At 23.4% G+C, this 15,068-nt stretch carries 17 protein-coding genes; 16 read left to right on the top strand and 1 reads right to left on the bottom strand.

Annotated features, from left to right (window positions below; all coding sequences use genetic code 4):
• Nucleotides 1-60: 60 nt before the first annotated feature.
• The 12 genes from AACK92_RS05100 (at nt 61) to AACK92_RS05045 (ending at nt 10,205) form a co-directional block, all read left to right on the top strand.
• Nucleotides 61-504 carry a hypothetical protein gene (locus AACK92_RS05100; RefSeq protein ID WP_339020697.1) on the top strand — a complete coding sequence of 148 codons (444 nt, stop codon included), beginning with the start codon at nt 61-63 and terminating at the stop codon, nt 502-504.
• A 103-nt stretch (nt 505-607) separates the two neighbouring features.
• Nucleotides 608-2,602 carry a hypothetical protein gene (locus AACK92_RS05095; protein WP_339020695.1) on the top strand — a complete coding sequence of 665 codons (1,995 nt, stop codon included), beginning with the start codon at nt 608-610 and terminating at the stop codon, nt 2,600-2,602.
• Nucleotides 2,602-4,410, top strand: coding sequence for an ABC transporter permease (locus AACK92_RS05090; RefSeq protein ID WP_339020693.1), 1,809 nt, complete (start codon nt 2,602-2,604; stop codon nt 4,408-4,410). Before AACK92_RS05095 ends, AACK92_RS05090 begins: the two co-directional genes overlap by 1 nt.
• A gap of 105 nt (nt 4,411-4,515) precedes the next feature.
• Nucleotides 4,516-4,863 (top strand): hypothetical protein, encoded by a 348-nt coding sequence (locus AACK92_RS05085; protein ID WP_339020692.1) that lies wholly within the window; start codon nt 4,516-4,518, stop codon nt 4,861-4,863.
• 87 nt (nt 4,864-4,950) lie between these two features.
• Nucleotides 4,951-5,787, top strand: coding sequence for a hypothetical protein (locus AACK92_RS05080; protein ID WP_339020691.1), 837 nt, complete (start codon nt 4,951-4,953; stop codon nt 5,785-5,787).
• Nucleotides 5,788-5,925: 138 nt separating this feature from the next.
• Nucleotides 5,926-6,234, top strand: a complete 309-nt coding sequence (locus AACK92_RS05075) for a hypothetical protein (RefSeq protein WP_339020690.1) — start codon at nt 5,926-5,928, stop codon at nt 6,232-6,234.
• Between the two features lie 84 nt (nt 6,235-6,318).
• Nucleotides 6,319-6,708 carry an FtsX-like permease family protein gene (locus tag AACK92_RS05070; RefSeq protein ID WP_339020689.1) on the top strand — a complete coding sequence of 130 codons (390 nt, stop codon included), beginning with the start codon at nt 6,319-6,321 and terminating at the stop codon, nt 6,706-6,708.
• Between the two features lie 4 nt (nt 6,709-6,712).
• The gene (locus AACK92_RS05065) at nt 6,713-7,465 is read left to right on the top strand and encodes a hypothetical protein (protein WP_339020687.1); all 753 of its coding nucleotides are present in this window, start codon (nt 6,713-6,715) and stop codon (nt 7,463-7,465) included.
• Between the two features lie 156 nt (nt 7,466-7,621).
• Complete coding sequence (locus tag AACK92_RS05060; protein ID WP_339020685.1) at nt 7,622-7,759, top strand: hypothetical protein; 138 nt, start codon at nt 7,622-7,624, stop codon at nt 7,757-7,759.
• Between the two features lie 159 nt (nt 7,760-7,918).
• A complete protein-coding gene (gene rplM / locus AACK92_RS05055) occupies nt 7,919-8,374 on the top strand; it encodes a 50S ribosomal protein L13 (RefSeq protein ID WP_339020683.1) in 456 nt (151 codons plus the stop codon).
• Nucleotides 8,374-8,778, top strand: a complete 405-nt coding sequence (gene rpsI, locus AACK92_RS05050) for a 30S ribosomal protein S9 (RefSeq protein ID WP_422397862.1) — start codon at nt 8,374-8,376, stop codon at nt 8,776-8,778. The genes rplM and rpsI overlap by 1 nt, the downstream gene beginning before the upstream one ends.
• A 509-nt stretch (nt 8,779-9,287) precedes the next feature.
• On the top strand, nt 9,288-10,205 hold the full coding sequence (locus tag AACK92_RS05045) for an alpha/beta fold hydrolase (protein ID WP_339020681.1): 918 nt from the start codon (nt 9,288-9,290) through the stop codon (nt 10,203-10,205).
• A gap of 18 nt (nt 10,206-10,223) precedes the next feature.
• On the opposite strand, the gene AACK92_RS05040 is transcribed toward AACK92_RS05045, so the two are convergent.
• On the bottom strand, nt 10,224-10,961 hold the full coding sequence (locus tag AACK92_RS05040) for a type III pantothenate kinase (protein ID WP_339020679.1): 738 nt from the start codon (nt 10,959-10,961) through the stop codon (nt 10,224-10,226).
• A gap of 110 nt (nt 10,962-11,071) precedes the next feature.
• Here AACK92_RS05040 and coaD point away from each other — a divergent pair, with 110 nt between their 5' ends.
• From coaD to AACK92_RS05020, 4 genes are all read left to right on the top strand, one after another.
• On the top strand, nt 11,072-11,500 hold the full coding sequence (gene coaD, locus AACK92_RS05035) for a pantetheine-phosphate adenylyltransferase (protein ID WP_339020678.1): 429 nt from the start codon (nt 11,072-11,074) through the stop codon (nt 11,498-11,500).
• 3 nt (nt 11,501-11,503) lie between these two features.
• Entirely contained in the window at nt 11,504-12,487 is a 984-nt protein-coding gene (gene pta / locus AACK92_RS05030) for a phosphate acetyltransferase (protein WP_339020676.1), read from the top strand.
• Nucleotides 12,487-13,677: an acetate kinase gene (locus AACK92_RS05025; RefSeq protein ID WP_339020674.1), complete on the top strand. Its 1,191-nt coding sequence runs from the start codon at nt 12,487-12,489 to the stop codon at nt 13,675-13,677. The genes pta and AACK92_RS05025 overlap by 1 nt, the downstream gene beginning before the upstream one ends.
• An 86-nt stretch (nt 13,678-13,763) precedes the next feature.
• Nucleotides 13,764-15,023: a Pr6Pr family membrane protein gene (locus AACK92_RS05020; protein ID WP_339020672.1), complete on the top strand. Its 1,260-nt coding sequence runs from the start codon at nt 13,764-13,766 to the stop codon at nt 15,021-15,023.
• Nucleotides 15,024-15,068: the final 45 nt, after the last annotated feature.

The following is a 15,068-nucleotide window of genomic DNA, read 5'->3' as shown; positions in this document are numbered from 1 at the left end:
TTTAGTAAATTTCTTTATTTTATAGAAATTAACTCAAATAACACAAGAAACTTAAAATGAATGATTAAAAAAGATCATTTAATGGCTGTTAGTAAATTAGTTATTTTAACAACACCTTTTGTAATTATTTATCTAATAAAATTTTTTTCAAAACAAACAGATTATTTAGAATATAGTATTGGAGTTTTAGTTTTTGCTTCTTTTAATTGTCTATTGATGGTTACTTTAATTATTTTATTTTTTGTATATAAATTTATAATAAAAATTGAGTGAGTAGATAGTTATGATAAAGAATTTAATTTTTTAGTTGAACAAATTTATTTTGGTTCAATTTTCCTAAATATTTTAAATTATGATGAAAAAATTTACTCAAAAGAATTAAAAGAAGAAATAAGAATATTTTTAGCATCTACAAATATTGAAAAAGATACGTTATTTATTGAAAAAGTATCTTTATTTTTAAAAGAAAACAAAAAGGCTACAACTCCACCTGCTCTAATTTAGTTTTAGAATTTTTAAAAATTAATTTATAAATTATCTATTAGTAAAAATAGTATTTTTTATTATATTTAAAAAATAAAAAAAATAAATAGGAGAAATAGGAAAAATGAAAAAATTATTAATTTTATTAGCAAGTGCAACTTTATGTTCAGCACCTGCTTTTTCAGTTGTTTCATTTGGAAATAAAAATGTAAATGGAGATGAAAAATTTCCCAATGCAAATTTTAAGTTAGAAAAAAACCAGATAGATATTGATACAAGGAATCCTGGAAATATTAAAATATCTAATTGAGAAATTTTAAATACTAAGTCTAAACCAACAAAGTTTAATTATAGTGAAAAGGATATTATTCAAGCAACTATTGGTTTAACAGGACTAATAACAATAAGTCCATTAGCTAATGCAAAACAAGCTGAAATAAAAGTTTTTGTAGAGTCTGAAATAGGACATAAAGAAATAATTACAGTTAATGTAAATAAAATAAAACAAGAAGAACAATTTAAATTAGACAAGACTTCATTGGATTTAAAAGCTAGTAAATATGAATATTTAACAATAGTAAATTGAGATTCATTATCAGAGGATAAAAAACCATCTGAATTTACTTTTAATAAAGAAGGTTATGCTTTTGCAGAACTGGACTCTGCAAATAAAAGAATTAAAGTTACAGCAAATAGTAAACAAGTTAATGATTTAAAATTAACTGTTAAGTCATTAAACAATACTAATATTGATATAAATATTAAAATTACATTAGATAAAATCGATTTAGCAGATGAACGTTTAGTATTGAATCTTATGGCAGGTAATATGACTGATGGAACAATTGATTCATCTGTTGCAATAGGAGATGAAGGTTATCAAATAACTAAAGAATCTGTATTATCAAGTTTTAATGAAATAAATGGACTTAATTTATCATTAGATGATTTAACTATAGATGTTCTTGAGGATGAAAATCATGGAATAGCAGCTTTTTATAAGTTATCTGCTAAAAAAACAAGCCAAATTGTAAAAGGGGAAACAACATTGGTTTTAAATCAAAATATTGATCCAATAAAATATTTTGTAAATACAAATCTTGGGGAAATAAGATTATTTAAAGGAGCTTTTAACCAAATAGATAAAGTTTTAAGTAGTTCAAAAGATAGAACATCTTTGGCAGCAATTATTTTTGAACAGATTGGTGCTAAAAATAAACAATTAGAATATATAAAAAATAATTTAGTTAAAAGTTTAGGTGCTGCTGGTAAAGAAATAATGAGTAAATCTACAGTCTCAGCTACAACTTTTAAAATAAATGGAATTCCAGATATTAAAGGTATTTTTAAAGCTGATACTGTTATTGAATTTACTCAAAAATTTATTCAAGAAGATAGAATAACTGTATATGAATCATTACCTGAAAATAAAAAAGTTAGGGTAAGTGCTCAAAACTTGGTTAATAAATCAAAAAATAATCAAAAAAATGCTAAAGTTGAAATTTATAATCAGTTAAGTCAAGACTTTAAAAATCAAATATCTTTAAGTCATTTTATAGAATTTACAAATATTATTTTTAATACAAAAGATGATAATGGAGAATTTGTAGACTTTAAATTTGATGTTTTACCAGGATCAGATAAAATGTATGGACATGATGGAGCAGCATTTAAAACTTATATAAGTTGTAGTAGTCTAGGAATATCAATTTCTACAGGAGCAGGTGATCTTGCTAAATATGAAGAAAACAAAAAATTTGACGAAAAATATTCTAAAGGTATGGGATATTTTAGTCTTTTTGGAGGAGCTATGTCAGGTAACTTTTATCAAGGACATGATATTATAGTTTTAAATCAAAAACCTTCAGAGGAAATCTCAGATAAGTTTTTTGAAATAAATAATGAACTGGAAGTTAATTTTGAAATGATAAATATGTTACAAGATCAAACTGTTACAGTTGAATTTGATAAATCTGGTATAACTGCAGAAATTTTTAATAAAGGTAATAATAAATATCTCATCAAATTAAATTCATTATATGATACATGAAAAGCTACTATAACAATTAAAGTAAATGGATATAAATCACAAAGTTTTAAAGTAACATCGACTAGCTAATGAAAAATCAAAAACCTTTTTTTAAAAATGCTTTTAAAAATTTATTAAGAAATAAAATACAGTTAATTACAATTATTATTTTAGTGTTTTTAACTTCCTTTGTTTTTACTATTTCTTACTCTTCAACGAGCAGAGTTGAGAAATCTTATAATAGTTTTATTTCCGAAAGCAATAGTAATGTCCATGACTTTGTAATAGATTTATCAAAAGCCTCATATGTAAAAGATTTATTTAGTAAAAATATTTCAGACAATGAAATTAGAGATAATTTATTAATAACTTATTTACAAAATAAATTAAATAATAAAGAATTTGCTTTTAATTTTGATAGAGTGGAATCTAGAATTTCTACTTTATCTTCTAATAAAACTTTAAAAGTTTTTGCTTTAAATCCAGATCAAAAAATTGATAAATTTGTTGTTGCTAAAGGAATGAGTATTGAATTATGAAAACAATATACTCAAGCAACAAATATTAGTACAAAAAAATGAGTATATTTAAATGAGCAATTTGCAAATGCAAATAATATTAAAATTGATGATGTTATTAGAATAAAATATGATGAATATGGAACAACTGTGCGTGTAGATGATAGTGAAATTATTCCAGTTGATTTATCTCTTTATAAAAATATAGATATTAATTCTTGAATTGATAATACAAAATATGCTAATCAAAATTGATTTCAAGTTGTTGGTTTTGGTTCAAATGCTGATTTTTCAACTCCAATAGTAAATGAAACAAAACCATTACCAAATACAAAAAAAGAAGCTTTAGTATATATTGAACCTTCAAATTTAGGTATTATAAATACTTATTATAAAAGTATTTATCCTGAAAATATTTTTGAACTTAATAATCAAGAAAATCAAAAAATTTGATATACAAATAGTGAAATAAAAAATCAAGAAATTATTTCAGCATCTTCTAATATAGATAGAGAAATAGCTTTTATAGGAAAGTTTAAAAATAGAGATAATATTAAAAACTCTACAGATAAAATAAATGAGTATTTAACAAATTTGAATAAGGCAAAAGAGTTTAATTTATATGCTGGTTATGAAAATACTTTAAATAAATCAGTGCCGATTGTATTGCAAAAAGCAGATACAAGATATAAATTTTATGGAAGAACAGTATTATTAAAATTAACAATAAATAGTTATAAAATATTTAGTTATATTATTGTATTTACAACTTTAACTATTAGTATTGTTATGCTTGTAGTTATGTTAAATAATCAAATTAAAAAATCTTTTGGACAATCAGGAGTACTACTTTCTCTTGGTTATAAAAAATCTCAATTAATATGATCAAATGGTTTATATCCTTTATTTATATCTATAATAGGTGGAACAGTTGGGTATTTATTTGGAATGGTTATGCAAGAAGCAGTTATATCAATAACAAGTAATTTTTTCTCTATAAAAATGCAATCTTTTGAGATATCTTGAGAATCATTTCTTGTAACTATTTTAGGAATGTTTATTTTTCTAGAAATTATTACATTAATAACATATTTCTATGTATTTAATAAATTTACACCTTTACAAATGATTACTTATGAAAGTAGAAGCTCAACTAATAAATTTAAACTTTCTATTAAAAAAATATTAGTTAAAGGACGAAAATTTGATGGACGATTTAAAGGAGCTATATTATCTGGTTCAATTTTAAAATTATTATCTGTTTTTATAGTTATGCTAGTTTCTTCATCACTAATTACAATTGGATCAATTATACCAGATGTATTAAAAGAAAATAAAGTTAAAACTTATATAAAGCAGGGATACAATAATCAATTATAATATCACAATCAAATTTATAATGTACTAACAAGTTTTTATAAAACTTACAATCCTTATAGTAGTACAAATAATTTAGATTTATCTGAATCTCAAAATGTATGAAATATGTATTTAAATAATGACGTTTCACAAAAAATTTATAATCCTTCAACTGATGTGGGATCATTAACTGATATGACATATAAATCAATTGATATAGATTATTTAAAAAATCAGAATCTTACTTTAGATCTTGGCGATATTACAGATATTTCAATTAAAAATAATTACTATAAAACAGTTATTTTTAATTTATGATCTGATTTAAAAACTTTTAATTTAGATAAATATTGAAATAAACAAACATTATTAAATATTATTTCAAGTAATTCAAAATCTAATGAAAATATTGAAGAGTTAGAAAAGTTAAGACAGTTTTATTTAAAATATAGAAAAACTATTGGGTTAGATTAAGTGGTTTTTAGAAAAGATTATTTCATAAATGTTAATTCAAAATACCTTTTGAATTAAACAGGGGGATCTGAAAAAGATGGAAAACCAATGATATCTAATAATAACTTTAAAAAAATCTTTGGAAATAGTTATATTATGCCTTCAAATTTTGTTTTAAAAACTGGACAAATTGAAGGTGATGAACCTATGGAAAAATCTCTTTATGATTATAAAGATGAAAATGAGAATTGAACTCAATCAAGAATCACAGTTATGATTCCTATTTACAATTGAATAATTGCATGTTTCTTTAATAACTTACAACAAGCTTTTTTACAAGGAATTTATAGTCAATCACCTTCTATGATTAAAACAACTTTTGAACAAGAGTTTAAAAAAGAAGATGGAAATTTTAATACTTTATTTAATTTAATACCTTACAATGAAAAAAAAGAGGATATTGGAATTTACTTAAATGGTTATATTAGAAATCTTAATTTAAAACTTTATGGTATTAAAGAAGATAATAAGACTCAAATTTTAAAATACGTTAAGGGAAATGACTTAAAAAAACAATTAATTAAAAATAATAATTCTATATTAATTAATCAATCTCTTGCTAAAAGATTAAAATTAAAAGCAGGAGATAAAGTAAATATAGCTCATATAATTAATACTTTAAATTATAAAGATAATGAAGTAGAAATTAATAATTGAGATACTTCATCGTTAAAAGCTTCAACTAGTAAAGATAAATATACATCAGCTTCAAATTTATATAAATCCTCAATTATAAAAGATGAGGTAAATGGTTGAAAACATAAAACTATAAATCCAACAGGAGATAATAGAGTTTACAAATCAAAAATAGATATAACTAGTCCAAGTTTAGTTGGTGCCACAGATATGTCAAAAAATATTGCAAATGCCAATATATCAATTTAAAATTATCTATTAGATTTTGAATACATAATATCTGGAATTTTTGATCAATATGGAGATAATAAAGATTGAATTAATAATGATAAAGCAAAAGAAATTTCTAAATATAAAAAATCTGAAGAATTATTATTTAAAGTTTTTATGGAAGAGTGAAGAAATCCTAAAAATCCAAATGAAGAAATAAAAAAACTATCAAAAAAATTAAGTCAATTATCAACCCAAAATATTTCTAATAGTGAATTATTTAGTGAATTTAAAAAATGAACAAATGAATCCGGAAATGAGATGTATATGAAATTATTTGAAGCACAATATCCTTTATTTAATTATAAAAGTTCATGTGATAATAGTTTTACAGATATTTCAAAAGGAACCTCAACAAATCAAAAATATGGAGATTATTCTATGATTGGTTTAAATGGTGGATCAGATAATATAACTTCATATTAAGGATATTCAAATAGTTCAATTGAAAAATCTATTAAAACTGATGAAGTTTTAAAAGTCATTTCTAGAATAAATGACACAATTAATATGATTATTTATTTTGTTGTATTTGTTTCAATATTTTTAAGTGCCATTATTATTTTATTAACAATTAATTTAGTAATTTCTGAAAATTTAAAAATAATAGCAGTTATGAAAATACTTGGTTATAAAGAATTCTATATAAGTAAATTATTTATAGGTATATATATTCCAGTTGCTATTGTCAGTTCAATTATTGGATTTGGAATGGCTTGAGGAATTATAACTATTAGTATTAATGTATTAGCACCACTTATAGTATTACCACTAAGTTTTCAAATATGATATATAATACCTGGAATTTTAGGAACATGATTGCTTTATATAATAAGTAATATTTTAAGTTGAAGTTCTTTAAAAAGAGTAAGTATGTTATTGGCAGTACAAGGAGGTTAGAAAAATGAAGAGAGTATTTAATAAATTAATTGTAAGTTTTTCAATATTTATTTTTGTTCCTTCTTTAACAATGAACGTAATTTCTTGTAAAGTAGGTGATAGAAGCAATATTTGAAGACCAAATCCAATTATGCCTATTAAAAAATATGGATTTGAAAATGTAAATTTAGATAGTATAGATATTCAAAAAATATTTTATACAGATGATTTATTAAAAGAAATTTTGCAAAGTTTAAAATTAGTTGGATATCAAGAAAGTGAACTAAGTATCCAAGTTTTTAAAAATGGAATTGAAGTAGATTTAGAAAATACTGATATGTTTAGAAATTCGAACTATAAGTTTATTATTACAAATAAAAAAAATAGTAATGATAAAATAACAGCTTCAATTAAAATTATAAATTCTTTACATTTACAAGATGTTTTTAAAGTTACAAATATAGGTACAATTTATGATCATAGAACAAGAACAATAATGATGGGATTAATGTTTTATAATATGGATATGCTTAGGCAACTTCCCAAAGTTGGACAAGAGTTAACTGATTCTAAAAATTTTAGATATAATGAAAATTTAGATGGAACAACTATAAAAATAAACGATATAATTCCAAAAGAAAAACCCACAAGTTATTATGGAAGTTTAGAATTAAATTATGATGTTGAAGAGTTTATTCCTTCTGAAAATGATAATTATCAAATGACTATAACTGAGATGGTCAAAGCTTCAAATAATATAGATACTCCAAAAACTTAATTAGGAACTTTACCTGGAAAAGATCAATATAGTGTATTAATGCAATTTATTATTGAAAATTTAAAAAATGCAACTTATTGAGCATTGCTTATCAATGATTTAGATTTAGATAATTTTAATTCTTAACAAATTGAAGGACAAAATAATATATATAAAATGCAATTTACTTTAAAACCATATGAAGAGAGTAATAGACCACAATCACCAGAAGAACAAAATGCAGATTATAATAAAAAAGCACATTATTTAAAAGATGAGAATGGAATTGAATTAACTTTTAGTTATTTTCAATAGTTTAATTAAAATTAAAAAACCTTATGTTATTATTTTATTTCAAAAATTTAAATATAAGGTTTTTTATATTTTCTATTATTTTTTATTTGTCCCTAATAAGAAATAATGTATAATATATATGCTTACTCACAAGCCCCGGAAGGTAAGGAGAAAAAGCACATGAAACAAACTACACTTATTAAAACAGCAGACATTGCTAAAAAATGATACGTAGTTGACGCTACTGGAGCAACTTTGGGTAGATTATCTACACAAATTGCTCTGGTACTTAGAGGAAAAAATAAACCAACTTTTACACCTCATATTAATAATGGAGATCATGTAATCGTAATTAATGCAGAAAAAGTAATTTTATCAGGTAAAAAAGAAAATGATAAAAATTATTACCACCACTCAATGCATCCTGGGGGATTAAAATCTAGAAACGTTGCAACACAACGTAAATTATTCCCTGAAAGAATTATTGAAAGAGCAGTAAGATTAATGTTACCAAAAAATGTTCAAGGAGGAAATCAATACCGTGCATTACATGTTTATGCAGGTAATGAACATCCACATCAAGCACAAAATCCAGAAGTATTAGTAATTCAATCAAAAAAAGGAGATAGCAAGTAATGGCAGTAAAAAAAGAAGTTGTTATGTATAGAGGAACAGGAAGAAGAAAATCTTCAGTTGCTCAAGTTATATTAACTCCTGGACAAGGTGGAATTATAGTTAATGGAAAACCAGCTTTAGAGTTTTTCCCATATGATACTTTAGTGCAAGAAATGGAACAACCTTTGGAAGCAACTGGAACAAAATCAGATTTTACAATCAAAATTGTTGTTAAAGGTGGAGGATTTACTGGACAAGCTGGAGCAGCTCGTTTAGGAATTGCAAGAGCATTATTAGAAGCTTCAAAAGATTACAAACCAGAATTAAGAGGACATGGTTTATTAACACGTGACGCTCGTGTTAAAGAACGTAAAAAATATGGACTTTATGGAGCACGTAGATCACCACAATTCTCAAAACGTTAATTTATATCATATGTACATATGAATACCCTATAAAAAGGGTATTTTTTTATTTTTTGCAAATATTAGAGGATATATTTTTAAAAAAGTATTTAAGAATATATAAAATAAAGTTCAATTCTTAAAGAAGATTTAGATGAAGCAATAAATTCAATTTATAAAACTATTGAAAAAATAGTTACTAATTATTGAATTGATGCTTGTTTAACAAGAAATGCTAAAATAATATTAAATAACAAATTAAATCTGATAATGGTTGGAACTTATTTAGATGGTGAATATAGAAACAAAGATATATCTCCAAATGTGTGATGTGTTGTTGAAAAAAACAATATTGAAAAAATTATAAAATCGAATATTATACAAGAAAAACAAAAATTATTAAAAAACTTGTAATCAATTAATAGAAGAATTAAATGCTATTAAAGCAGCTATTAAATAATAAAACTCGCTTAAATTAATTAGTTTTTTTTTATTTTAGTAATAGAATAAATATTAAAGGAGTGTTTTTTATGAAGGAATTATTAATTAAAGGATATGAGGGTAAAAATTTGCATACTTATATTTGAAAAGATGTTAAAACTGTAAAGGGAGTTTTACAACTTGTCCATGGTAGTTGTGAATATTCAAAGAGATATGATGAATTTGCAAAGTTTTTAAATGAAAATGGTTGAATTGTTGTTTCAAATGATCATAGAGGTCATGGTAAAACTGCTGATTTAAATAATAATGAACTTGGATATTTTGCAGATGAAGATGGTTGAAATATTTTAGTGAAAGACTTGAAAAAAGTTAATGATTATATAAAAGAAACTTATAAAAATCAAAAAATAGTAATGTTAGGACATTCTATGGGAAGTTTTTTGGTAAGAAGTTATGCTATTGATTTTTCTGAAACTATTCAGGGATTAATACTTAGTGGAACTGCTTGACAAAGTAATTTTGCTTTAAAATTTGGAAAAAAAATTGCTATTAGTAGACAAAAAAAATATGGATCAAAGAATATAGATAAATTTATTTGAAATTTAAGTTATAAAAAGTTTAATAAAAAATTTAATGATAAATCTTCAACAGGAGTAGAATGATTATCAATAGATGAAAATAACGTTAAGAAATTTAATGAAGATCCTTTATGCGGTCAAATTTTTACAACTTCAGCTTTTAAAGATTTATTTAAAGGTTTAATATATATTCAAAAGAATAAAAATATTAAGAAAATAAGAAAAGATTTACCTATAATTTTAGTTTCTGGTTCAAATGATCCTGTTGGAAATTATAGTAAAGGTGTCAAAAAAACATTTAAAAAATTTAAAAAAGCTAAACTTAATATTAAAATAAAACTTTATGAGAATTTAAGACATGAAATTCTTTTTGATATTGATAAAAAATTAATTTTTGCAGATACATTGAATTTTTTAAATAGCATTTAGCATTTGTTAAATGCTATTTTATTTATTAAGTTCAATTAGACCTTTAAATATTAATTCTTCATCAAAGATGAAATTATCATTAATAATTTCATCTTTAAAATCAATTGAATTTCCACCAGTAAATATTGCAAAATTAAAACCTAGTTTTTTAACAGTTGAACTTAACATTGTATAATGAGCATTATAAGCTCCTATATTTATAGCATCAACTGTATTTGTTCCATATTTTTTATTCGATTTATTGTAAGTATTATCTTTTAAAAGAACTGCACTTGAAATTAAGCAATTTAGAGAGTTTTTTAATCCTGGACAAATTATTGCTCCTTTAAATTTTTTATTTTCTATAATTGCAATTGTTGAAGCTGTTCCCATAGAAACAATTACTCCATTCTTAATGTCATAACATTTTATTGCTCCATAAAAATTACTAATAAAATCAGCGCCAAGTTTATTTATATCATCAATTTCAAAGTCATTTTTATTTATTTCTAGGTCATTTCTTAAACTAAATATATCTACTCCAATGCTACTTGCAAATTCTCTTAGAATATCATTTCATTTTGGAACTACAGAGACATAAACTATTTTTTCAAAACTAATAATGTTGTGTTTAAAATAATTTATTAGAGTTTTACTTCTTCTTCACTCTACATCTTTTGTTAAAGGTCTTATTATTTTTGTTAATTTATTTGCTTGATTATCTCAAATGCGAAAATCAGCTGTGGTATTTCCAATATCTATTAAAAGTATTTTCATTTTCTTGTTTACCTCTTTTAGAATATTTTATTACATAAAATATAATAAAGGAAAAAAAATTTCATTAAAAAGGTTATAAAATTATAGTAATATTAAAAAAAGGGGTAAACATGAAAAGTGCTATATATCCTGGGAGTTTTGATCCCTTTCATGAAGGACATTTAAATATTTTATTAAAAGCAACAAAACTATTTGATGAAGTGATTTTAGTAGTTACAAAAAATATTTCAAAAAATAATAGTTTAGATTTAGTTCAAAGAGTTGATAAAATTAAATTAAAAATAAAACATTTAAAGAATGTAAAAATTGAAATAAATCAAAATCAACTTACTGCAAATTTTGCAAAAGAGAGAAAAATCAATTATATAGTTAGAGGTATAAGGGATTCTCAAACATTAGATTATGAAATTGAATTACATGATGGTAACAAAAGTATATATAGTGAATTAGAAACAGTTTTATTTTTATCAGATAATGAAAATAGAAAAGTTTCATCTTCTTTATTAAAAGAAATAGAAAAATACAAAAGTGAGAGTTAAAATATGTGAACAATAAAAGAAATTGAAAATAAAATAAAATTAATTGAAAATAAACAAAAAATAGTATTTCCAGAAGGAAATCAATTAAAAATCCAAGAAAATGCCCAATTTTTAGTTGAACAAAATTTAGCAAAACCTATACTGTTATTTAATTCAAGAAAAGAAGTACCAGATAGTTTGAATAAAAAAATTGAAGTAGTTATTGTCGATGAATATAACAAAGATGAAATGATTGAAGTTTTTTTAGAAGCTAGAAAAGGAAAACTTGATAAACCAACTGCTATAGAATTATTAAAACAAAAAACTTATTTTGGAGTAATGATGATGAAAATGAATTTAGCTGATGCAATGATTTGTGGCTTAGAATATACAACAGCTGATACTTTAAGACCAGCTTTACAAATTATTAAAACAGCTCCAGAATACTCAATAGCTTCTTCAGTGTTTTTAATGTCAAAAAGTGAGGAAATATTTTTGTTTACAGATTGTGCTTTAAATGTTGAACCAACTTCTCAACAATTAGCAGACATAGCTTTAATGGCAGCAGATTTTGCAAAACAATTAAATGAAGATAATGTTCAAGTAGCAATGTTAAGTTATTCAACTAATGGCTCAGGAATAGGATCTAACGTTGAAAAGGTAAAAGGAGCACTTGAAATATTAAAAAGTAAAAATACTAAAGGTGTAATATTTGATGGAGAAATGCAATTTGACTCAGCATTTGATAAAAATGTTAGAGATAAAAAATATCCAAAAACAAAAATTACTAAAAAACATGCAAATGTTTATGTTTTTCCAGATTTAAGTTCAGGAAATATTGGTTATAAAATAGCTCAAAGACTTGGTGATTATCAAGCTGCAGGTCCTTTTATTTTAGGATTAAATAAGACTGTAAATGACTTGTCAAGAGGAGCTACATTAGAAGATATAAAACAAACATCTATAATTACAATTTTTACATCAATGTTTAATGGAGGAAATAAATAATGATACTAGTAGTAAATGCAGGAAGTAGCTCAATTAAATTTAAATTATTTGATATTAAAGATTCTAAAAATCCAAAATCTTTGGTAGAAGGATTAGCAGAAAGAATAGCTGTTGATGGTAAATTAATTATTGAAGTTAATGATAAAAAGCATATTTTTGAAGAAGAAATAAAAGATCATTTACAAGCAGTTGAATTGATTTTAACTAAATTCACTGAACTAAAAGTTATAGAAAAAACTGAAGATATTAAAGGTATTGGATTTAGAATAGTACATGGTGGAGACAAAATTGTTAATACAGTTGAATTAACACAAGAAATTAAAAATATAATAGAAGACAATATTAAATTAGCTCCATTGCATAATCCAGGAGCTTTAACTTCAATTAATGCATTTCAAAAAAGTTTACCAAAAGCTAAACTTGTTGGATGTTTTGATACTTCATATCATCAAACAATGCCAGAAATTAGTTATATGTATTCAGTCCCTTACAAATGATATACAGATTTAAAAGTTAGAAAATATGGTTTTCATGGAATTAGTTATGATTATATTACATATAAAGCTCAAGAGATATTTAATAAAAAGAAAGAAGATTTAAATTTAATTGTTTGTCATTTAGGTAATGGTGCAAGTATTTGTGCTATCAAAAATGGAAAATCATATAATACAACAATGGGATTAACTCCTTTAGCTGGTTTAATGATGGGAACAAGAAGTGGAGATATTGATCCATCAATTCTTCAATATGTTTCTAAAGAAACAGGAAAAAATGTATTTGAAGTTACAGATATGTTAAATAAGGAATCTGGTTTGTATGGTATAAGTGAAATAAGTAGTGATATGAGAGATGTTGTTGATGCTGCTTCAAATAATAATAAACAAGCTAAACTAGCTTTAGAAATTTATACACAAACAGTTACTGACTTTGTAGTAAAATTTGCAAATCAAATTAATGGTAAAATTGATGGAATTATATTTACAGCAGGTATTGGAGAAAATGCATCAATAGTAAGAGAAAAAGTTGTTGAAAAATGTTCTTTATTACAATTATCAATTGATTCTAAATTAAATGATCAGAAATATGGAGATTATTTGAAAATATCTTCAAATGACTCAAAAATACCAGTTTTTAAATTAAGAACAAATGAAGAATTAATGATTTGTAATGAAACATTAAAGTTTTTATAAAATATTTTTAAAAAATCAAACTTGAAGTTTGGTTTTTTATTTTTAATTAGATATAATTTTTATGTTAATAAGTTAGGTGAAAAATAATGAAACTTAATAAAGATTTTGAATTTTCTTTGAAAGTTATGGTTTTGATATTGCTAATGTCTTTTTTAGTATTAGATTTTGTACTTCAAATATATTCACCAAAAAAAACTTTTGAAGGTTTGCCAACAATGGAAAGATTAAATATATACTATTCTTTTTTTACAACACAGTCTAATTATGCAGTAGTTCTTTATTTAGTAGCTGCTTTATTTATGAAAAGAATTTATAATTCTAAACCGGTTTTTGGTATTGAGTTAGCTATGACAGTTTATATCACAGTAACAATGTTAGTTTTTTGATTTGGTCTTTTAGCATCAAGAGATGAAATGGATTCATATTATCCATCAAATTGAGTTTCTACAATGGTTTTACATTTGTGTATACCAAGTATTATGATAGTCTATTTTTTATTATCTTGTGGAGATCAATATTTTTCTTATAGAAGATACTCAAAATTTGCACTTCCTTTGACATGTACTTATCCTGTAGGCTATTTAATTTTTGCAATGATAAGAGGGGAAATAAGATTTAATTATTATTCACCTGAGTTTTTTAAAAAAATTTATTCTCTTTCTTCAGATAGTTGATTTTGAACAAATATATGAAGTGCAGATAAGGGTGTTATTGATAAAAGTAGACATTTTACTCAACAAATGTGATATCCATATTGATTTTTAAATATTCATAAATTTACTTTGGAAGAGAAAAATGGAACAATTTTCAGCCAAAGTACGTGACCTCAGTGATTTATTTTTTTTGTTTTTGCAATAGCTTGTTTTGCAATAACTTTTTTAGTTGTTAGTTTACAATTTATATATTTAAATTGAAATAATAAGAAATTTTATAATTGGCATGATATTGAAGGAAAACTTATTACAGCTGAAGAGCATGCTTATCGTAAACAAAAAGCTAAATTAAAAAAAAGTACTGCAAAAAATGAATACAAAATGACTTTATTACACAAAAAAACAGCTTATAAAGTATTCTTGAAAAGTATTAAGTCATATCCAAAAGAAGAAAGAATTAACAAAATAAAAAAAATCTTTGAAACTAGATCTTTGGAACAAAAAATAAAGAGAGCTTCTATAAAACAACAAAAAGTTCTTGAAAAATCAAATAAACAACAAATTAAAAGATTTATTCTTACTTTAAATTATAAAGATAGGCCATTTGTTAAAGAAAATCTTAGAGAAGCTGAGCGTTACAAGAAACTTGTAAAAAAAGGAGTTATTATATTTAAAACTAAGTATGTTGATTAGAGTAGAGGAATGTAAAATAATTTTTTATATATTAATATGTTAACT

This window comes from Spiroplasma endosymbiont of Atherix ibis, assembly GCF_964020005.1.
Lineage (GTDB): Bacteria > Bacillota_I > Bacilli_A > Mycoplasmatales > Mycoplasmataceae > Spiroplasma_A.
The sequence above is the reverse complement of the archived record's forward strand: the minus strand, read 5'-3'. Positions and strand labels throughout refer to the sequence as shown.